Source organism: Affinundibacterium amnicola (genome assembly GCF_014284275.1).
In the GTDB taxonomy this organism is placed as follows: Bacteria; Pseudomonadota; Gammaproteobacteria; order Burkholderiales; family Burkholderiaceae_D; genus Undibacterium; species Undibacterium amnicola.
Genome location: NZ_JACOFU010000004.1, coordinates 39193 through 58588, shown reverse-complemented (window position 1 = coordinate 58588; position 19396 = coordinate 39193). Strand labels below are relative to the sequence as shown.

Below are 19396 nucleotides of genomic sequence, written 5' to 3'. Positions count from 1 at the left end.
AAAATGCCACCTTGGTTGGTGGCATTTTAGGTGGCATTTTTTTGCGGCGATGTGGATCGATATGCTTACTTCTTCAGCGCATCACGAATTTCACGCAGCAAGACCACATCTTCTGGCGTTGGTGCTGGTGCTGCTGGGACGGCTGCGGCTTCCGCTGCATCTTTTTTCTTCATCAGATTCACTAAGCGCACCATTTGGAAAATGATGAAGGCAAGAATGATAAAGTTCAATGCGATAGTTAAAAAATTACCATAGGCAAGAACGGCACCAGCTTTTTTTGCTTCTGCCAGCGTTAAATCAGCCGCTTGTCCATTTAATGGCAAATAGTAATTGGCGAAATCTAATCCGCCAAAAATTTTACCGACGACAGGCATCACGATATCGCCAACTAAAGAATCAACGATCTTGCCAAATGCGGCACCAATGATGACACCAACCGCTAAGTCAATGACATTGCCTTGTGCGGCGAAGCTTTTAAATTCTTGCATCATGCCCATAAATTTCCCCAAAGTAGTTTTAAGTAAGTGTAAGTAAAAATCTGAAGTATTTGCGCTAAGAGTATGGCAAAACAGCAATATGATAATCCGCAAAAACCATATCAGCTGAGAGAATATTGTCAATTCTTGTGAATCAACTACCAAATTGTTGTTATTCCTAGTCCATGTGGAAGCTGATCGTGCACTTTTGCATGAAATTTTCGTAGCATGTGGGTCATTTCCATGGAAAAACGGTGTAAATCGGTCTGTGAAGCATCTTTTTCTTTAATTCACCTCCCAGCTCCTTTATAATTTAAGGTTGTAAGAAGTGGGGTTGTGCTTCGTCAAGTTTTGATTTTTGATAGATTGGGGTTTGTATGAGTATCGAAAAGCAGGTCGATCCAAGTCGTCGCGGCTTACTCGTTGCTACCTGTGTGGCAGGTGGTGCAGTAGGTGTTGGCACGGCGGTTTCACTAGTGAGTACTTTTCAACCATCCGAGCGCGCAAAAGCGGCGGGTGCACCGGTTGAAGTGGATATTTCCGCTTTAAAACCAGGTGAAATGAGCACGACAGAATGGCGCGGTAAGCCAGTGTGGATTTTAAGACGTACACCAGAAATGATGGAAAGTCTGAAAAAGACAGAAGCAAAATTGGCGGATCCAAAATCTGAGAAGCCATACACGATGGATATGCCAGCGTATTGCGACAAGCAAACGCGTTCTCGTAAAGAACATAGTGAATTTTTGGTCACTGTCGGTATTTGCTCTCATTTGGGTTGTTCGCCGATTTCCAAATTCACGCCTGGTGCGCAGCCTTCTTTGCCAGATGATTGGGAAGGCGGCTTTATTTGCCCATGCCACGGATCTACGTTTGATTTGGCTGGTCGCGTTTATAAGAATAAACCTGCGCCACAAAATCTGGACGTGCCACCGCATATGTTTTTATCAGATACCAAAATTATCATCGGTAAAGATGAGAAAGGCGAGGCTTAATCATGGCATTTGTTGAGAAAAAACTTCCTGACGATGCGCCTATCGCAGCGAAAGCATTGAATTGGGTTGATTCCCGTTTTCCACTGACGAAATTGTGGAATGATCAATGGGGTCAATATTACGCGCCAAAAAACTTTAACTTCTGGTACATCTTCGGCTCATTGGCGATGTTGGTATTGGTAATCCAGATTGTTACCGGTATTTTCCTGGTGATGCATTACAAACCAGATGCAAAGTTAGCATTTGAATCAGTTGAGTACATCATGCGTGAAGTGCCGTCGGGCTGGCTAGTGCGTTACATGCATTCGACCGGTGCTTCCGCCTTCTTTATCATTGTGTACTTACACATGACACGTGCTTTGTTGTACGGCTCATATCGTAAGCCACGTGAATTGATCTGGTTGTTTGGTTTTGCGATTTTCTTGTGTCTGATGGCAGAGGCTTTCTTCGGTTACCTCTTACCTTGGGGCCAAATGTCTTACTGGGGCGCACAAGTTATTGTGAACTTGTTCGGCGCAATTCCTTTCATCGGCCCAGATTTGTCTTTGTGGATTCGTGGTGACTATGTGGTGTCTGATGCGACATTGAATCGCTTCTTCGCTTTCCACGTGATTGCGATTCCTTTGGTCTTGTTGGGCTTAGTAGTAGCGCATTTGATCGCTTTGCATGAAGTCGGTTCTAACAACCCTGATGGTATCGAAATCAAAGAAAACTTAGATGCAGACGGCCACCCAGTTGACGGTGTTCCTTCTCATCCTTACTACACTTTCCACGACATCTTTGGCGTGACAGTGTTCTTGACGATCTTTACTGCAGTTGTGTTTTTTGCGCCAGAAATGGGCGGTTACTTCTTGGAGTACAACAACTTTATTCCAGCCGATTCATTGAAAACGCCACCGCACATCGCTCCAACTTGGTACTTCACGCCGTTTTACTCAATTTTGCGTGCCACGACGTCTGAGTTCTTGTTTGTGATTCAAGCGGGTGTCGCGGCATATGTTGCGCTGATCTGGTTGAAGTCTTCTTTGGGCTTTATGACAAAGGCAGCAATTGCAGCGGTCGCATTAGTGGCGATCATCGGCATGATGCCTTTCGGTTTGGATGCAAAATTCTGGGGTGTGGTTTTGTTCGGTGGTTCTGTTGTGATCTTGGCTTTCTTGCCTTGGTTAGACGTGTCTCCAGTGAAATCGATTCGTTACCGTCCAGATTGGCACAAATATGTGTATATCGTATTCGGTATCGCGTTCGTCGTTTTGGGTTACCTTGGTGTGCAAGCACCATCACCGATGGGTGAACGCGTATCTCAAGTATGTGCATTGATCTACTTTGGTTTCTTCTTGTTGATGCCTTGGTGGAGCGGTATGGGTACGTTCAAGACTGTGCCAAAGCGCGTAACGTTTGCTGCGCACTGATCAGATTAAGCGAGGAAAAACTAGCATGAAATTACTTAAAAAACTGATCCTTACATTGGCATTCGCTCCAGCATTGGCTTTAGCCAGTGGTGGAAGTTTCCCACTGGATCGTGCGCCAGAACGTACTACTGATCTGGCTGCGTTGCAGAATGGCGCAAAGCTCTTCGTCAATTACTGTTTAAATTGCCACTCTGCAGTGTCTATGCGTTATAACCGCTTGCGTGATATCGGTTTGACGGAAGACCAAATCAAGAGCAATTTATTGTTTACCGGTGAGAAAATCGGTGAGCTGATGAAAACTAGTCTGAGCGCGAAAGACGCGAAAGAATGGTTTGGCGCAGTTCCACCTGATTTATCGGTGATTGCCCGCGCTAAAGCTTCTGGTGCAGGTACTGGCGCTGACTGGCTCTACACGTATTTGCGTACTTACTACAAAGATGAAAGTCGCCCAACTGGTTGGAACAACATGTTGTTCCCTAACGTTGGTATGCCACATGCTTTGTGGGAATTGCAAGGTGTGCGTGGAGCAAAGTTTGAAGAAGTTAAAGATGCACATGATCCATCTAAAATGGAACACAAATTCGTGGGCTTCGAAACTTTAACGCCAGGCACGATGAACGCTGTTGAATATGACAATGCCATCGGTGATCTTGTTGCTTATCTTCAGTGGATGGGCGAACCAGCGCAGAATGAACGTAAGCGTTTGGGCGTTTGGGTTGTGATGTTCATGGCTTTGCTGGCGACCTTAGCATGGCGCTTGAATGCCTCCTACTGGAAAGAAGTGAAGTAATCGTAAATTAGTCGTCCATCAGATAACTGGTGGATGTGTCATCCCAGGGTGAGGTCTGCTTTTTGCACCTCACCCTAATCGTTTTTAAGGAACTATAAAAATGATGGTTCTCTACTCAGGTACAACCTGCCCATTTTCACAACGTTGCCGTTTAGTCCTGTTTGAAAAAGGCATGGATTTTGAAATTCGTGACGTTGATTTGTTCAATAAGCCAGAAGATATCTCCACGATGAACCCGTACGGTCAAGTGCCAATCTTGGTTGAGCGCGAATTGGTTTTGTATGAATCCAATATCATCAACGAATACATTGATGAGCGCTTTCCGCATCCGCAATTGATGCCTGCTGATCCATTGCAACGTGCTCGTGCACGTTTAATGTTGTTCAATTTTGAAAAAGAATTGTTCGTACACGTGCATACTTTGGAGAACGAAAAGAACAATGCGTCTTCTAAAGTATTGGATAAAGCGCGTGCTGAAATTCGTGATCGCCTGACGCAATTAGCACCTTTATTTGTAAAAAATAAATACATGCTCGGTGAAGAATTTTCTATGCTTGACGTAGCAGTAGCTCCATTGCTGTGGCGTCTGGATCACTATGGTATTGATTTGTCAAAAACAGCTGCGCCATTGTTGAAATATGCAGAGCGTATTTTCTCTCGCCCTGCTTATATTGAAGCATTGACACCTTCTGAAAAAGTAATGCGTCGTTAATGATATCTGCGATCAGGTTTTGCATTGAAATCTGGTCGCAACTTTTCGAAACTATTTAGAAAGTAATGCAAGCTCATGTCAGGAATTTCTACAAAACCATATTTATTACGTGCCATCTACGAATGGTGCACTGACAACGGCTTTACACCGTATATGTCGGTAAAAGTAAATGGTGCGGTACAAGTCCCGATGGAATTTGTGCGTAAGGGTGAGATTGTTCTGAACATTGCATTTTCTGCGACAAGTGGTTTGAAAATGGACAATGATGCAGTCAGTTTTAAAGCTAGGTTTGGTGGCGTTTCGCGCGACCTTTATATTCCTGTGCGTAATATCCAGGCGATTTTCTCTAGTGAAAATGGTCAAGGCATGGTTTTTGATGATGTGGAAGATACCCTGGACTCTGATGCGCCAGTTGTCGAGCCAGTCAAGCCAGTGATAGGTTTGGCTTCGGTAAGCAATAAGGAAGAAAACCTCGTGGCTGAATTGGAAAAACAGGAAGACACAAAAGAAACACAAAAAAAACCAGAAAAACCTTCCCTAAAAGTCATAAAGTAGTCTATAATTTTGTTCTTCAAGATTCGTTGCAAAACAAATTGTATTGCAAGCAGTGTTGAAAAGATTACCGCCGGTTTAGCTCACTTGGTAGAGCAGTTGACTTGTAATCATCAGGTAGCCAGTTCGATTCCGGCAACCGGCACCAGTAGCACTAAGGGCTCACAGAAATGTGAGCCCTTTTTTATTGCGTTGAGAAAGTTGGTCTGTCTTCTCTGCGCATCTTTTCAACGTATTTTTCTCAACATATCTTATCGGCAAATTTGGCGTTCTGTGTTGATTTGTCTTCCGCTAGCTAAGCATTTTTTTGGAACCGCGCTAGGTAGTGAAGTATCACGATAAATTCACACGCCCGATCATATGAAGTATCGCTTGCGATGCAGAGATACCACGCTGAGGCAAATCTAGGAAGTTATGCTATAGAGCAATAATTCTTTGTGCCATAATGCCTCAAATTACCCCCTTCGATGCACTTCGATTATTGGTTGGACATACTGAACATGCGATTGCTTGCGCGCAAAATCTGGAAACTTTTTTATGGTGTCGCCATACTATTCTTGATGAATAGTATGAATGCGACTGCGGTTGATTTAAAAGCTTACACGGAAGAGTGGCCGCCATATAATTTTCTGAATGGCAAGGACGTAACCGGCATTTCGACAGACATCTTACGTACTGCATGCATCAATGCAAATTTGCATTGTGAATTTCAACTCGTACCCTGGACACGCGCTTACAAAACAGTGCAAGAAACAAAAAATACCTTAATCTATACGATTGCTCGCATTCCAGCACGAGAGGGGCAATTTGTTTGGATTGGTCCTATTTTGCCTCGAACTACTTGGGTTTACGTACGGGCGGAGCTTGCCAATGAAATCCATACTCTAAAAGATCTCGACAAATTTAAGGTCGGTGCGATTCGCGCTGAAGCCTCATTAACTGAATTGCTTGAAGCGGGAGTATCGAAGTCAGCAATTCGTATTTTCAATTCAAATAGCGATGAAATGCGCATGCTGAAGTCAGGCCAGATTGACGCTGTGGTTAACACCGAAATTGGGATGGCAATGAATCAACAGCAATATGATATTCCCGCCGGCAAGTTGATTAAGCTGATCAAGCTTTATGATGGAGGCTCTTTGTATTTCGGTATGAATCTTGGCTCTGATCCGACTCTTATCGAGAAATTGCAAAGTAGTGTAGATAAGCTACGTCGCGAGGGAAAAATGAATGCGATTGTTCAGCGCTATACGAAACCGCATTAACTAGCTGTTGATTATTGCCGTTGTACGGCCAATTCTTAACACCGCAAATTTGTGCTCAATGTTGCTGCGTCCTTGTGCTGAATTTATCTCATCACTTATAAGACCGAAGTCATGTGCCTGCTTTCAATATTGAGCGCCACTTTTCGTTGAAGTCTGTGCAAATATCAAACGTGGAAACTTCCGCATAAGCATCGCGAGCGGCCGAAAATTGGATCGAGAAATTGTATCAACAGATTGGATTGAGTGACTGGATCGAGATGCACACTTAGGCTAGAGCACGGTGATGCATTTGCAAACAGCAGATTTAAAATTTGGTCGCGCATTAGGCTAGTTGAGTTTTCATGTGTGTTTGAGTTCATTCTCAACATCTACACATGTCATGCTGGCTTGGATGAAAGCGCTAGAATCAACATGAGCCGTTCCGACAAAAAATGGGCGAAGTTCATAGCACATCTGGTGTGCTATGAACTGGAAATGCCTCTATAAAAAATCAATCCTTCCTGTCGATTATTTCGGCGCTTGCGCACTGCCGAACATAAAGCTAAAACCTGTCGCAGTTTTACTAGCTTTCTGTGCTGTGGTGGCAAAAGCATGGCAGCCCATGCAGCTATTTCCTTTGGTTTGCATGAATGTTTCCAATACAGGGTTGATCAAGGTGTTCGTGCTGATGTCGCCTGGCTTGCCAGCAGAAAGTGGTACCGTCTGTGGGATTGGGGTGCTCAGATTGAGAACTGTTTTAGACCATTGCGTATCGACCATGGCGTAGTATTGCCAAGGTGATTTGGCGTAGCCTTGTGTGATGATTTTCTGAGCTTGTGCGTTGATTTTTGCGGCATTCACATCATCGGGAAATACCTGCACCACTTGGGTAGGGTTAGTTCCTTTGGTGTTAACCGGTGTTTTGCTCGTGGGATTATTGAAACTGTAGGCTTGCTTACCTGTTGCACCCATCAACGGTGCATTATCCACCTGATAAAAAGTCGACCACAGCCCAGCATTTTGTTTACCGCCGCTAGCAAAGATATGAAATCCGACCAAGCCGATTGTGACCGCTTTACCATCAGCAGAGCCAGGGACGTATCCTTTGGCAAGATGAAAGCGTCCGGAGCTTGCTTCGACTGGGGTAAGCACTTTCCAAGCTGCTTTAACCTCAATCGAGCCAGACGGCAAAATAATGTTCGTCGTTTTAGCGAAGGTGGCTTGTGTGGTGGCGTTATATAAGCTGTTTTGCGTGATGTAGTCATACTGCGTTTTGTTCATCGCCACATCGTAATACACGGGATTTTTCTGTTGGTCGTATAGAATATTTCCATCTGCCTGGGTGATTTCATCGAGTGGAATGTTCGGACTTTTGCGCGCTTTCAAGGTTGCTTGAAGTTTGGCAACGGTGGGTGATACCTTCGCGGTACGTGTCAACATTCGCATGCTGCCCGCAGCGAATTCACTTGCGACTTCTTTGGGAAGCGTTGCATTGACGACTTGATTATTCCACGGTTGTGGCTGAGCGCCATTTGGAAGGAACACTTGCTCTTCAGTGAGAAAACTTTCCCAAACAGTTGTTCCTGGTGCGCCAAACAAGGCCGAAGTGTCGGGGATGCCGCGTTGGCCTGATTTAGCGGGCCAGTTCAGATAGATAAAGGTTTGCCACATCGCGCAATCTGCGCCAGGATTGGTGAATTCACCATTGCTGAGTTTAGGGATGGGTTTCAGCTCAACCCCAATTGGATTTAGACCACCACAGGGAAAGCTCGGAACTGGGGGAGATTTAGGTGTGGAGGGGGCTGAACTTTGTGCTAGCGCAGCGGTGGCTGATGCAAGGCTAAGCGCTAAGCCCACAAAAATTGTGGACAGTACACCTCGGTTGTTGTTGCGACTGAAATCGGGTCGTTGCATAGTATGTTTCCTCCTAGTCTTGCAGCCAATGGATTGAATAGAGAAACAAGAAATAGCTAAAGAGTGAGCGACCTGATTACGTCGAACTGTAGGCGACCTGCTCCTAAGAATTAGCTAATATTTGTTTCGCTAAGAACTTAACAGGTGGCAGGTAAAGAAATCATCAATAGGCGATTCTGCTACACCGGTTATTCACGTACTCGCAAACATCATGCCAGCCAAAATAGGCTTCTTTTGGGAATACTATGGTTTCTTAACGTGTAGTTTTTAGTGATTTACATGTCAAGTGACCAATTATTAAGTTCATATCAGCCACAGTGAGTCAAATCAATCACTAGAATCGTTTGTTCGAAAGCGGACTTGTTCACTTTCGAATTGACGACAGCTTGAGTACAACAGAGATCGAAAGTTTTTGTACGAATGAAGACGCTTGGTTTCAGATAAAGGAGATCTGTGCAAGACCAACTGTGCGCCAGTTGTGTAGATGTCTCTAGAAGAACCCTCCCAGGCACAGAAATCGACATGGCATTGCATCTCACTTTTCTATCTTGGGTACACAGCTTGTCGAGTACTTTTAGATTCAAAGGCTGAAACCACGCTACAATCATTTTCAGCGTCGGTCATGGTGACTTAGCTTGTTGCAACTTGAGGAGGCTGTTACTGATGTTTTACACATTTGCGATCTTGTTGGTTTTTCAGTGTCTGGGTGAAGCCAGTGTGTTTGTTTTGGGTTTGAATATTCCAGGTCCAGTTGTCGGAATGTTGCTGTTGTTTTTCGCTTTACTCGCTTCGCCACGCTTGATGGCAAAGATTGAAGAATCCAGCCATCATGTGCTCAAGCACATGTCTTTATTTTTCATTCCAGCGGGTGTTGGGATTATGGTTTCTGCTAATAGCGTTTCACAACATTGGATTGCCTTGTTGCTCGCTCTTGTCGTGAGTACTTTGTTGACACTTGCAGTGACAGCCCTGAGTATGCGTTGGTTGATGCCACACCATGTCGCGTCATCCGATCAGCTTATGGATGCTAGTACATCGTCGCAAACACCATTAGAAAAATCAGAAAAATAACATGACATCAATCTTAGAACTTGCGTCTACGTGGAACTACCTTGCCCATTCGCCACTATTAGCAGTTAGTTTGACGTTATGCGCGTATCTGCTTGCAATGTGGATTTCCTCTCAGTTTCATTTCTCGCCGCTGGCCAATCCAGTCGTCATGGCGGTTGCTATGATTATTCTTGTGCTGAGCGCGACAGATATTTCCTATGAGCGTTATTTTGTTTCTGCACAGATGATCCATTTTATGCTTGGGCCTGTGACGGTTGCGCTGGCAATTCCTTTAGCAAGACAATTACCAAAGCTGCGCCGTAGTTTGCTTCCTTTGACGGTCGGTTTGTTATGTGGATCATTGACGGCGATCATCTCTGCTGTGCTCATCGTGATTTGGATGGGTGGTTCGCAAGAATTAGCTTTATCGATAGGCCCAAAATCAGCGACGACGCCAATTGCGATGAGCATTGCCGATAAGATTGGTGGCGTCCCCTCAATTGCCGCCGCAATCGTTATTTTGACTGGTGCATTCGGCGCCTTAATAGCGCGCTATTTGTTTAATTGGATGCGCATTAGTTCACCAGAAATCCGTGGTTTTGCAATTGGCTTAGCGGCACATGGAATTGGAACGGCGCGTGCATTTCAGGTCAGTAAAGAAATTGGTACTTTTGCCGGATTAGGAATGGGCTTGAATGGTGTTCTGACCGCGTTGCTGGCACCAAGCTTGGTGCCAGTGATTGTGAATTACTTCTTTTAGCAGAAGCTAATTCTGTCTTGCTGACGGTTTGATGCTAAGTCGTTGATGCCAGTCAGTTGATGCTAATTAGTTGACACTACACAGTCGATTCTAATTTGCACGCATTCAATTTATGCAGCGACGAGAACGGGCGTAAAACCAGCTTCACGTATCGCTGCTTCAAGTAAGGCTTCATTCTGCGCTGATTCAATGCTGACTGAATGTGCAGCCAGGTCGATGGCGATGTTGGCCTGTGCATCCAGCTCCTTGATTGCTTTGCTGATGGTCGCTTCGCAGTGCTTACATGTCATATCTTCAACTTGAAACTGTGGCATGAGAATTCTCCTGATCCGATTGTTTGAATGACGTGATTGTAGATGCTCTGAATCCTGTTCGCTTGCGCTCCGTCATGATTTTTTAAGATTTTCTTGACCTTCCCATGGTGGGAAGCTATATCCTGATTTCTACGGTGAAGCCTGCGGCAAAGAAATCCTTGCCCGAAACAACTAAGACATTTGAGATGATGGCCAGATCAGAGGAAAGTTCTATGAATAGTAAATTGAATTTGCAAATTGAGGGCATGACCTGTTCGTCATGTGTGCGGCGAGTTGAAAAAGCCTTGCTGGCGACCGATGCTGTGTTGGAAGCAAGCGTCAATTTGGCCACTGAGAAAGCCAGTGTTAGCGTGAAGCCCGGTGCAAATATTCAAGCAGTGATCGCTAGCGTAGAAAAAGCAGGTTATCAAGTAGCGACCAAAACATGGACATTGACGGTCGCGGATATGAGCTGCGCCTCATGTGTTGGTCGTGTTGAGAAAGCGTTCAAGGCGGTGTCAGGGGTATTAGATGCCAGTGTCAATCTGGCGACAGAAAAGGCGCAAGTAACAGCGCTAGCAGAGGTCGAACTGAGTAGCTTGTTAGCGGCAGCAAAAAAGGCTGGTTACGTCGCACATCTGGTTGAAGACAAGCTCAGCATCCATACCTCGCCCCGAGCAGGCTTGAGTCAGGGCTGGTTGGTAGTGATCGCGATTGTGTTGAGTTTGCCGTTGATGGCGCCGATGTTATTGGCGATGGTGGGAATTGATTTGTTGATACCTGGCTGGTTGCAGCTAGCATTGGCAACGCCTGTGCAGTTCTGGCTTGGTGCCCGCTTCTACAAGGCTGGTTGGAAGGCTGCATTAGCAGGGAGCGGTAATATGGATTTGCTGGTAGCGATTGGTACCAGTTCTGCCTATGGATTATCGATCTATCTGTTATTGGACGCAGGCGAACACGTGGCGCATGGCATGCAGCATCTGTACTTTGAATCATCGGCTGTGGTGATCAGCTTGGTGTTGCTTGGTAAATGGATGGAAGCGAAAGCGAAACATCAAACTGTCGAAGCGCTACGAGCGCTAGAGTCTTTACGCGCCACGACTGCCTTGCTACGTCGTGATGGGGTTGATATTGAAGTTCCTGTCGCCGAACTAAAGGTCGGTGATTTGGTAATTGTTCGCCCTGGTGATCGTGTGCCTGTCGATGGTGAAATTATCGAAGGGATTAGCCATCTGGACGAGTCGTTATTGACTGGTGAAAGCATGCCCGTCAGCAAGCATGTCGGTGACATGGTGATTGGCGGTTCTGTGAATGCCGATGGATTGTTACTGGTGACTGCGCGCGGGATTGGCGGTGCTACCATGTTATCGCAAATAATTAAACTCGTCGAAGATGCGCAGGCGGTAAAGGCACCAATACAAGCGCAAGTTGATCAAATTAGTGCGGTATTTGTACCTATCGTTCTCGGTATATCTGGATTGACTTTGCTAGCATGGGGATGGATTACTGGAGATTGGCAAGCTGCATTGTTGAATGCCGTAGCAGTACAAGTCATTGCATGTCCTTGTGCTTTGGGTTTGGCAACACCGACGGCGATTATGGTAGGTACAGGCGTTGCCGCCAAATTCGGTATCTTAATTAAGGATGCACAGGCGTTGGAAATTGCACATAGTTTGACGGCCATTGCATTTGATAAAACGGGCACCTTGACTGAGGGTAAGCCAACGGTGGCCGCAGTGATTAGTCATGCATATAGCGAAAAACAAATATTGGAATGGGCATCGGCTGTACAGCAATACAGCGATCACCCGCTGGCACATGCGGTATTGCACAGTGCGCAGAAGCAAGGCATAAAGCTCCTTGCTGTGACGGATGCCAAGGCATCTCCAGGTCGTGGCGTTCAGGCGCAATTAGATGGTGCCACGGTATATCTGGGAAACCTGCGCTGGATGCAGGAATTGGGTGTCAATGTGAGTGCATTTGAGCAAGCGGCGCAGGAGCAGCAGGGTTTTGGTCGTACGGTTTCATTTTTGGCTTTATCGATGGATGGCGATTTGCAATTAGCTGGCTTGTTGAGTTTTGGTGACCAGGTAAAAGCCAGTGCAATATTGGCAGTAAAGCGCTTGCATGCATTGGGGGTGAAGTCGATTATGCTCAGTGGCGACAATTATGGCAGCGCAAATTCTGTGGCGGCAGTTGTCGGCATTACAGAGGTACGTGCGGAAGTTCTACCAGCGGATAAAGCGAATATTGTGCGTGAATTGCAGCAGTCGGGCTTTCGGGTTGGCATGGTCGGTGATGGCATTAACGATGCTCCTGCGTTGGCGGCAGCGGATGTGGGTATTGCCATGTCTACCGGAACCGATGTTGCAATGCATACCGCAGGCATCACCTTAATGCGCGGTGATCCCTTACTGCTTGCCGACGCGATTTCCATATCGCAGCGAACCTATCGTAAGATTCGTCAAAATCTTGGATGGGCGTTTATTTACAATATTGTCGGCATACCGTTGGCGGCTCTTGGCTATTTGAATCCGATGCTGGCGGGTGCAGCAATGGCATTCTCTAGCGTCAGTGTGGTGTCGAATGCTTTGCTATTGCGTTATTGGACACCTACATCGATGACTGAGGAAAAACCATGAAGGGGATGAACATAGGTCAGGCCGCACAAGCTTCAGGTGTTAGTGCAAAAATGATTCGTTATTATGAAAGCATAGGATTGATACATGCTGCAGGGCGCACTGATGCCGGCTATCGGCAGTATGGTGAGAATGATGTACATACACTGCAATTTATCCGACGCGCACGTGACTTGGGATTTTCATTAGAGCGCATACAAACCTTGCTTGGCTTGTGGCGAGATCGTAGTCGGCAAAGTGCAGAGGTAAAAAAACTTGCTGGCGTATATATCGCTGAGCTTGATGAACAAATTCAAAAAATGCTGTTGATACGTCAGCAATTAGAACATCTGGCACAGGCTTGTCACGGAGATCAGCGACCAGATTGTCCGATACTTGATCGGCTGTCCGACGATACACATAAAGCCTGTCACTAAAACACCAAACTCATGGTGTTTTAGTGACTGAGTGACCATCAAGCGACGGAGATTAGGCTTTAGGATTGATTCTGACCAAAGTCGATTTACCGAATAAGCTTTCGATCAGATCGACTGCCAGAATCGCGGTTTGATTGCGTAAATCTAAAGCTGGATTGAGCTCAACCACATCCAATGAACCAAGTAAGCCTGTGTCTGCAATCATTTCCATGCACAGTTGCGCTTCGCGATAAGTCGGGCCGCCAAGAACCGCGGTGCCGACGCCAGGTGCGATATCAGGATCAAGACAGTCAAGATCAAAACTCACATGCAGATGGGTGTTCTGATCAATGCCTTCTAAGGCTTTCAACATCACCGCACGCATGCCATGTTCATCGATATAGCGCATATCAAAAACGGGAATGCCCATGTCATGGATAAACTGGCGCTCGCCGTCATCGACGCTGCGAATACCGATTTGACGAATCTCATCTGCTTGTATCGCTGGTGTGTAGCCACCATAAGCAATCAGTTGCTCTGGACCATGTCCCATCAAACACGCGACTGGCATGCCGTGAATATTACCGGTTGGGCTGATTGTGGATAAGTTGCTGTCTGCATGCGCATCAAACCATAAGACGCGTAATTTCTTACCATGGTCCTTGCAATGTTTAGCGACCGCGCTAATTGAGCCGATTGCCAGACAGTGATCGCCACCTAACATCATCGGCATATGACCTGCTTGTAACGCACTGCTGACCTCGTTATAAACTGCCTGATTCCAATCAATCGCCTCATTTAAATGACGTAAACCATTAACTGGTGCCTGCCAAGGGTTTGCAGGGCCATGCAGATTGCCGTGATCGATTACGGCTAATTCTCTTGCTTCTAAAGCTTGAACTAGACCAGCGACGCGCAAGGCATCTGGTCCCATGCCTGCACCTTTAACGCTTGCGCCGACATCCGTAGGTGCACCTATGAGTGAGATGGTTTTCATTATTGAGCATTCGCTTTCAAAAGAGCTGATTGGATTAGGTGCTGCAATTTGTGTGCGAATAGTCTGCACGCAAGCACATCGAATTCATGTTCATCGTCGCCAAACTCAATGACTTGAGGGCGTTGATAAGGCTGAATTATAGAGCTAAATAGAAAATTTTTGATTTCGTAATTGTTGGATATAATCTATGAACGAGAAATTAAATTCCTAATGTGCCGATAATTCGTAATTTAATTCCTCTTTTATTATTCTATGTGGAATTTTTGAACTTCATGAGGCTGGAATGGATAACTACGATTTAAGTATATTGCGTCATTTGCAGGAAGATGGTCGCATCAGTAACTTACAGCTAGCCGAAAAGATCCACCTTTCGCCACCGCAAACCTTGCGTCGCGTTCGCGCCTTGGAAGAAGCGAAGGTGATTCGCGCCTACACTGCTCAGGTTGCGCCAGAAGCGATTGGTCTTGGCGTGATGGCTTTCGTCAGCTTATCGCTTGATCGTGAACAATACCGAAATGTGCGTGAAATTGAGCGTAATTTACGCGCTTTTCCCGATATTATTGAATGCCACACGATTTCGGGGGATTTTGATTATCTATTGAAGGTCGTCGCCAGTGATCTCAAGAGTTTGTCACAGTTTTTGACCGATAAATTAATGCAAGTGCAGGGCGTTGGCAATTTGCGCTCGATGATCTGTATGGAAGAAATTAAGCCTGTCAGTGCATTGCCGATTCGTTAAGTTGTGCCATTGGACGCTTCTTAGACGTTTGAGAGATGTTTAGGAAACGCTCGAATCTGCGACTTCTGCAACGAATTGCAAATAAATCCTGACGTAGGTGATTGCCTGCGGGTAAAATGCCAATTTTGTACGAAATTGCGGCAAATTCTCGTCTGACTCACTAATCAGGGCGGCGGTGCTTGAAGCAGTTTTTTTAAAACTCATCTATAGGTGAACTTCATGTTAAAGAAAAATATTCTGGCTGCGGCCTTCGTTTTAGGTAGTGCATTAGTTAGTGCTCATGCGGCAGCACAGGTTTCTTATTTTGGTGGTTCTGTTGGACGTGCAAAATGGAATTTTGATTGTGCTGGTTCAACAAGCTGCCACACTGCAGCTGCTAGCTGGAAGCTGTATGGCGGCTATGAGTTCTCACCTAATTTCGGTGTTGAAGGCAGTTATATCTATTTAAATGAAGTCGGCGCTAGTGATTCCGCTCTGAAGGCGACTTTTAATGGTCGTGGTGCAGATTTGGCCGCGATTGTAAAAACGACGCCGATGAACAATTTTGTTGGTTTCGCTAAATTAGGCGTCGCCTTTATGAAAGGTGAAATCGTTGCAAGTACACGTGACTTCGCTGCATCTGAAACACACTATTCTGGACAGCCATTAATTTCATTGGGCGCTTTGTATTACGTCGATAAGAAAATCGCGATTCGCGCTGAAGTTGATCACCGTCGTGTCAAAGTTTCAGGCTTTACACAGACCACTTCTGGTGTAACTAATTTCTCGATTGGTGTGCAATCCGAGTTTTAAGTTCGCGTTACTAGTGTGAATTTTCCAAATCAAGATCTTATGATTGAAATTTGATGGAATTTCCGTGATCTAAAACGGTAGCAATAAGTGGTTCATACGTCGTTAAAAGCAGCCCGCGCGGCTGCTTTTTTCATGCCCATCTAATTTGTAGCTTTAGTTCAAAATTGTGCTAAGTGGTAGGACAGTTTAAGTTATCTGGATTGACCAAATAACTTATTTTGGTGAACCAAAAATACATTTGGTAAGACCAATTGTTGTTTTTTGGACGATTCAAAGATAATTTTTTTATGCAATAAAAGTGCTTTTTTAGTGCAAATAAGATTATTTTTATTTGGAAATATTTTTTTATTTGGATGATTTTGGTGACTTTTAGTATTGTTTTGGTTGAAATTGATGTATTTATGATTTTTTTTAAAACTAGTTGATCTTTCTCGGTGGAAGAGTTTTTTGTAAAAATTAATATTTTGATACTGTTGAAAGTTCTCGCGTTGGCTTGGCAAATACTTTTAGAATCGAATCAAAGTTAGAGAAGTCGAAAGATGTCGGGCTTGTTGCGGTACTTTTAGAGCGTCTGATCAGCGCCCGATAGTCTGCAGTAAAGCAAACAATATTTTCGCCATCTGACTCAATAAAAATTATTCGAGACCAAAGGATGAATATCATGCGCAACAGAAATTTAAGGAAAGACATCGGTCGATTTGCCTTTACGACTTCCGTTTTGGCGATGGCAATCAGTGGTGCTTATGCTCAGGAAGCGAAGCCAAAAGTGGATGAGCAACCGACGCTAGTGGTCATCACTGGTTTGCGTGCATCATTGGAAAGTGCGCTCAACAAAAAGCGCGATGATAATGGCATCGTGGACGTGATCAAGTCTGAAGACATGGGTAAGTTTCCTGATACGAATCTGGCTGAATCTCTGCAACGTATTCCTGGTGTTGTGATTGATCGTGATGCGGGTGAAGGGCGCAGTGTTACAGTGCGTGGTTTGGGGCAAGACTTCACGCGAGTTCGGATTAATGGTGTGGAGGGCTTGGCCACCACAGGCGGTACCGATAGTTCCGGTGGCGCCAACCGCTCACGCGGATTTGATTTCAATGTATTCCCATCCGAATTATTTAATTCACTGACTGTTCGCAAGAGCGCATCTGCAGATGTGGACGAGGGCTCACTCGGCGCGACTGTCGATCTGCAAACCATGCGCCCATTTGATTTGCGCGGTTTTAATGCGACCGTGATGGCCAAAGGTCGCTACAATGATTTGTCACAAAAAACGGATCCGCGTGTTGGTTTCTTAGTGTCGAACACCTTCGCGAATAATACCTTTGGTGCTTTATTGTCCGGTGCGTTTTCTAAGCGACGCGTTTTTGAAGAAGGCTTTAGTACGGTACGTTGGGACAATGGACCATCTTCTGGCGGTTGGTGTGCACCGATGGGTGTGACGCCGGCCAATCCGACAAACTCGACCGCCACGACTTGCGGCCCCGCAGCACAAGGTGTATCGCGTTTGCCAGGAACTGCAGACAATATCGCCGCCTACAATTTAGCTAGTTCCGCGAATAATTTTGTGCCACGTTTGCCACGTTATGGCCGTTTGACGCATGATCAAGATCGTCTTGGTTTAACCGCTTCTTTGCAATACAAGCCACAACGCGGTACGCTGTTTTCTTTCGATATGTTGTATTCAAAATTAGATGCAACACGTCAAGAAGATTTTCTGGAAGCGATTTCTTTTAGTCGTTCCGCAAGCCAAGGTGGTAAGCCGCAAACCAGTGTCGTAAAAACTGAATACGCGCCGAATGGTGCGCTGCTGTACGGCATGTACAACGGCGTCGATGTGCGTGCAGAATCGCGCTTTGATGAGTTGTCCACGACCTTCACACAACCAACTTTGACATTGGACCATCAGTTCAGCGACACTTTCCGCATGAATGCACGTATTGGTCGCGCAACTTCCAAGTTCGCCAATCCTGTGCAAACGACGACGACGTTGGATGCGATCAATGTGAACGGTTACGCTTTAGATTTCCGTGGTGATGATCGTATGCCAGTGATCACGTATCCATTTGACGTGACCTCCGCAACAGGGCCGATGACTTTGGCTACCGTGCCACAAGTGACGTCCGGCACACAGGCGGGTACGGTACCGAACACCACGACGAGTGAAATTCGTATTCGTCCGCAAGGCGCGAACAATCGCAATGATGTTGTGCATCTTGATTTTTCGTGGGATGCGATTGAAGATAAATTGACTCTGCGCGCTGGTGCAGACTTGAAGAAATATAATTTCGATTCTTACGAGTCACGCCGCGTCAATCAGAATGACACGATCTTCGCGCCGAATGCAGGAACAAATATCGCGAGTTTAACGACCCAATTAACCGGTTTTGGTCGCGGGCAAAATCTGCCAGCAGGTACGCCAACTTCATGGTTGATTCCTGATTTGAACGCGATTGCTAAAGCTTATGACATCTATTGTAATTGCTTGAAGAGTGGTCCAGCAGGTGGCCCAGGTGACTTTACTTTGTCGTCGATTACGAATGGCAATGCACGTGGTAATAATCGTGCTGTCGAAGAAAACGATAAGAGCGTTTTCTTGATGGGTGATTTCAATAATACTGTAGCTGGTTATCGTGTACGCGGTAACTTTGGTGCGCGTTATGTACAGACCGAGCAAATCGCGACAGGTTATCAAGCAGCAGGTGGTGGTACACCAGTCACTGTACGCAATACCTATAACGACTTTTTGCCATCGGCGAATATCGCGATTAATGTGAGCCGTGATTTTATTGCGCGTTTCGCTGCCGCTAAAGTAATGGCGCGTCCGCAATTAGGTAACTTGAATCCAGGTGGCACGATTTCAACTACAGGTACGTTGTCAGTTACTAGTGGAAATCCTTTGTTGCAGCCATTCCGTGCCGATACCTTTGATTCCAATTTTGAGTGGTACTTCGGTAAAAATGCATTCTTAGGGTTGGGCTTATTCCAGAAGAATATTAATACTTACATCCAAAGCATTCGTACTAACGTCGCGTTTAAAGACACTGGCTTGCCAATGTCCTTATTGCCAGCGAACTTTACTGGCGAAGAAGTATTTCAAGTTACCGCACCAATTAATACCAAGGGCGGTAAGTTGAGTGGCTTTGAGTTGAATTATCAACAGCCATTTACTTTCTTACCAGCTTGGGGCAAAAACTTCGGTACTTTGTTGAACTACACCTACGTGAAATCGAAGATTGAATATGTGGTTTCACCGACTAGTGCAGTGACGATTACAGATGATCTTTTGAACTTGTCACCTAAGTCTTGGAACGCGACTTTGTATTACGATGATGGTGCATTCAGTGCGCGTGTTTCAGCATCTAAACGTTCGTCTTTTGTGACCCGTGTTCCAGGTCAGAATAATAATGATGTGGAAGGTAAAAACAGCACCGTCAACGTCGATATGTCTGTCACTTACAAGATCAATAATCAATGGGAGGTCAGCTTTGAGGGCTCTAATCTGACTAACCAAGCCAACGATCAATTCATTAGTCGCTTGCGTGATAGTGTGGTGGTCAACAATGTGACTGGCCGTGAGTATTTACTGGGTGTTCGTTATAAATTCTAAAGTTTCATCCTCCCCAGGACGAAAGCGGTGATTGG

At 45.5% G+C, this 19396-nt stretch carries 17 protein-coding genes and 1 tRNA gene; 14 read left to right on the top strand and 4 right to left on the bottom strand.

Annotated elements, in window-relative coordinates; genetic code table 11:
- Positions 1–65 precede the first annotated feature (65 nt).
- Positions 66–497 carry a large conductance mechanosensitive channel protein MscL gene (gene mscL, locus H8K33_RS10845; protein ID WP_281387340.1) on the bottom strand — a complete coding sequence of 144 codons (432 nt, stop codon included), beginning with the start codon at positions 495–497 and terminating at the stop codon, positions 66–68.
- Positions 498–853: 356 nt separating this feature from the next.
- Here mscL and petA point away from each other — a divergent pair, with 356 nt between their 5' ends.
- The 7 genes from petA to H8K33_RS10810 all read left to right on the top strand — a co-directional run bounded on the left by petA (position 854) and on the right by H8K33_RS10810 (position 6196).
- Positions 854–1468: a ubiquinol-cytochrome c reductase iron-sulfur subunit gene (gene petA / locus H8K33_RS10840; RefSeq protein ID WP_186891054.1), complete on the top strand. Its 615-nt coding sequence runs from the start codon at positions 854–856 to the stop codon at positions 1466–1468.
- Entirely contained in the window at positions 1468–2880 is a 1413-nt protein-coding gene (locus H8K33_RS10835) for a cytochrome b (RefSeq protein ID WP_186891340.1), read from the top strand. Before petA ends, H8K33_RS10835 begins: the two co-directional genes overlap by 1 nt.
- Positions 2881–2905: 25 nt before the next feature.
- A complete protein-coding gene (locus tag H8K33_RS10830; protein WP_186891053.1) occupies positions 2906–3670 on the top strand; it encodes a cytochrome c1 in 765 nt (254 codons plus the stop codon).
- 100 nt (positions 3671–3770) lie between these two features.
- Entirely contained in the window at positions 3771–4382 is a 612-nt protein-coding gene (locus H8K33_RS10825) for a glutathione S-transferase N-terminal domain-containing protein (protein WP_186891052.1), read from the top strand.
- A gap of 75 nt (positions 4383–4457) precedes the next feature.
- Positions 4458–4937 (top strand): ClpXP protease specificity-enhancing factor, encoded by a 480-nt coding sequence (locus tag H8K33_RS10820; protein WP_186891051.1) that lies wholly within the window; start codon positions 4458–4460, stop codon positions 4935–4937.
- A 69-nt stretch (positions 4938–5006) separates the two neighbouring features.
- Positions 5007–5082 (top strand) — tRNA-Thr (locus H8K33_RS10815).
- A 352-nt stretch (positions 5083–5434) separates the two neighbouring features.
- On the top strand, positions 5435–6196 hold the full coding sequence (locus tag H8K33_RS10810; protein ID WP_186891050.1) for a substrate-binding periplasmic protein: 762 nt from the start codon (positions 5435–5437) through the stop codon (positions 6194–6196).
- 507 nt (positions 6197–6703) lie between these two features.
- On the opposite strand, the gene H8K33_RS10805 is transcribed toward H8K33_RS10810, so the two are convergent.
- Positions 6704–8089 (bottom strand): hypothetical protein, encoded by a 1386-nt coding sequence (locus H8K33_RS10805; protein ID WP_186891049.1) that lies wholly within the window; start codon positions 8087–8089, stop codon positions 6704–6706.
- Positions 8090–8752: 663 nt separating this feature from the next.
- Between H8K33_RS10805 and H8K33_RS10800 the strand changes: the two genes are divergently transcribed.
- Together H8K33_RS10800 and H8K33_RS10795 are read left to right on the top strand one after the other, a co-directional pair.
- Positions 8753–9160, top strand: coding sequence for a CidA/LrgA family protein (locus H8K33_RS10800; RefSeq protein ID WP_186891048.1), 408 nt, complete (start codon positions 8753–8755; stop codon positions 9158–9160).
- A gap of 1 nt (position 9161) precedes the next feature.
- Complete coding sequence (locus tag H8K33_RS10795; RefSeq protein ID WP_186891047.1) at positions 9162–9899, top strand: LrgB family protein; 738 nt, start codon at positions 9162–9164, stop codon at positions 9897–9899.
- Between the two features lie 110 nt (positions 9900–10009).
- Here H8K33_RS10795 and H8K33_RS10790 read toward each other — a convergent pair whose 3' ends face one another.
- Positions 10010–10213, bottom strand: coding sequence for a heavy-metal-associated domain-containing protein (locus H8K33_RS10790; RefSeq protein WP_186891046.1), 204 nt, complete (start codon positions 10211–10213; stop codon positions 10010–10012).
- A 212-nt stretch (positions 10214–10425) separates the two neighbouring features.
- Here H8K33_RS10790 and H8K33_RS10785 point away from each other — a divergent pair, with 212 nt between their 5' ends.
- Together H8K33_RS10785 and cueR are read left to right on the top strand one after the other, a co-directional pair.
- Positions 10426–12834, top strand: a complete 2409-nt coding sequence (locus H8K33_RS10785; protein ID WP_186891045.1) for a heavy metal translocating P-type ATPase — start codon at positions 10426–10428, stop codon at positions 12832–12834.
- 5 nt (positions 12835–12839) lie between these two features.
- Entirely contained in the window at positions 12840–13247 is a 408-nt protein-coding gene (gene cueR / locus H8K33_RS10780) for a Cu(I)-responsive transcriptional regulator (protein WP_186891339.1), read from the top strand.
- Between the two features lie 52 nt (positions 13248–13299).
- Here the strand turns inward: cueR and rocF are convergent, their stop codons facing one another.
- Positions 13300–14223 carry an arginase gene (gene rocF, locus H8K33_RS10775; protein WP_186891044.1) on the bottom strand — a complete coding sequence of 308 codons (924 nt, stop codon included), beginning with the start codon at positions 14221–14223 and terminating at the stop codon, positions 13300–13302.
- Between the two features lie 283 nt (positions 14224–14506).
- Here rocF and H8K33_RS10770 point away from each other — a divergent pair, with 283 nt between their 5' ends.
- The 3 genes from H8K33_RS10770 (at position 14507) to H8K33_RS10760 (ending at position 19361) form a co-directional block, all read left to right on the top strand.
- Entirely contained in the window at positions 14507–14962 is a 456-nt protein-coding gene (locus H8K33_RS10770) for an Lrp/AsnC family transcriptional regulator (RefSeq protein ID WP_186891043.1), read from the top strand.
- Between the two features lie 219 nt (positions 14963–15181).
- A complete protein-coding gene (locus H8K33_RS10765; protein ID WP_186891042.1) occupies positions 15182–15754 on the top strand; it encodes an outer membrane beta-barrel protein in 573 nt (190 codons plus the stop codon).
- A 661-nt stretch (positions 15755–16415) separates the two neighbouring features.
- A complete protein-coding gene (locus tag H8K33_RS10760) occupies positions 16416–19361 on the top strand; it encodes a TonB-dependent receptor (protein WP_186891041.1) in 2946 nt (981 codons plus the stop codon).
- Positions 19362–19396 lie beyond the last annotated feature (35 nt).

Excerpts from the sequence above, each read along its gene's own strand:
- mscL (WP_281387340.1), bottom strand. The coding sequence starts at position 497 with ATGGGCATGATGCAAGAATTTAAAAGCTTCGCCGCACAAGGCAATGTC.
- petA (WP_186891054.1), top strand. The coding sequence starts at position 854 with ATGAGTATCGAAAAGCAGGTCGATCCAAGTCGTCGCGGCTTACTCGTT.
- H8K33_RS10830 (WP_186891053.1), top strand. The coding sequence starts at position 2,906 with ATGAAATTACTTAAAAAACTGATCCTTACATTGGCATTCGCTCCAGCA.
- H8K33_RS10825 (WP_186891052.1), top strand. The coding sequence starts at position 3,771 with ATGATGGTTCTCTACTCAGGTACAACCTGCCCATTTTCACAACGTTGC.
- H8K33_RS10820 (WP_186891051.1), top strand. The coding sequence starts at position 4,458 with ATGTCAGGAATTTCTACAAAACCATATTTATTACGTGCCATCTACGAA.
- H8K33_RS10810 (WP_186891050.1), top strand. The coding sequence starts at position 5,435 with ATGCGATTGCTTGCGCGCAAAATCTGGAAACTTTTTTATGGTGTCGCC.
- H8K33_RS10805 (WP_186891049.1), bottom strand. The coding sequence starts at position 8,089 with ATGCAACGACCCGATTTCAGTCGCAACAACAACCGAGGTGTACTGTCC.
- H8K33_RS10800 (WP_186891048.1), top strand. The coding sequence starts at position 8,753 with ATGTTTTACACATTTGCGATCTTGTTGGTTTTTCAGTGTCTGGGTGAA.
- H8K33_RS10795 (WP_186891047.1), top strand. The coding sequence starts at position 9,162 with ATGACATCAATCTTAGAACTTGCGTCTACGTGGAACTACCTTGCCCAT.
- H8K33_RS10790 (WP_186891046.1), bottom strand. The coding sequence starts at position 10,213 with ATGCCACAGTTTCAAGTTGAAGATATGACATGTAAGCACTGCGAAGCG.
- H8K33_RS10785 (WP_186891045.1), top strand. The coding sequence starts at position 10,426 with ATGAATAGTAAATTGAATTTGCAAATTGAGGGCATGACCTGTTCGTCA.
- cueR (WP_186891339.1), top strand. The coding sequence starts at position 12,840 with ATGAACATAGGTCAGGCCGCACAAGCTTCAGGTGTTAGTGCAAAAATG.
- rocF (WP_186891044.1), bottom strand. The coding sequence starts at position 14,223 with ATGAAAACCATCTCACTCATAGGTGCACCTACGGATGTCGGCGCAAGC.
- H8K33_RS10770 (WP_186891043.1), top strand. The coding sequence starts at position 14,507 with ATGGATAACTACGATTTAAGTATATTGCGTCATTTGCAGGAAGATGGT.
- H8K33_RS10765 (WP_186891042.1), top strand. The coding sequence starts at position 15,182 with ATGTTAAAGAAAAATATTCTGGCTGCGGCCTTCGTTTTAGGTAGTGCA.
- H8K33_RS10760 (WP_186891041.1), top strand. The coding sequence starts at position 16,416 with ATGCGCAACAGAAATTTAAGGAAAGACATCGGTCGATTTGCCTTTACG.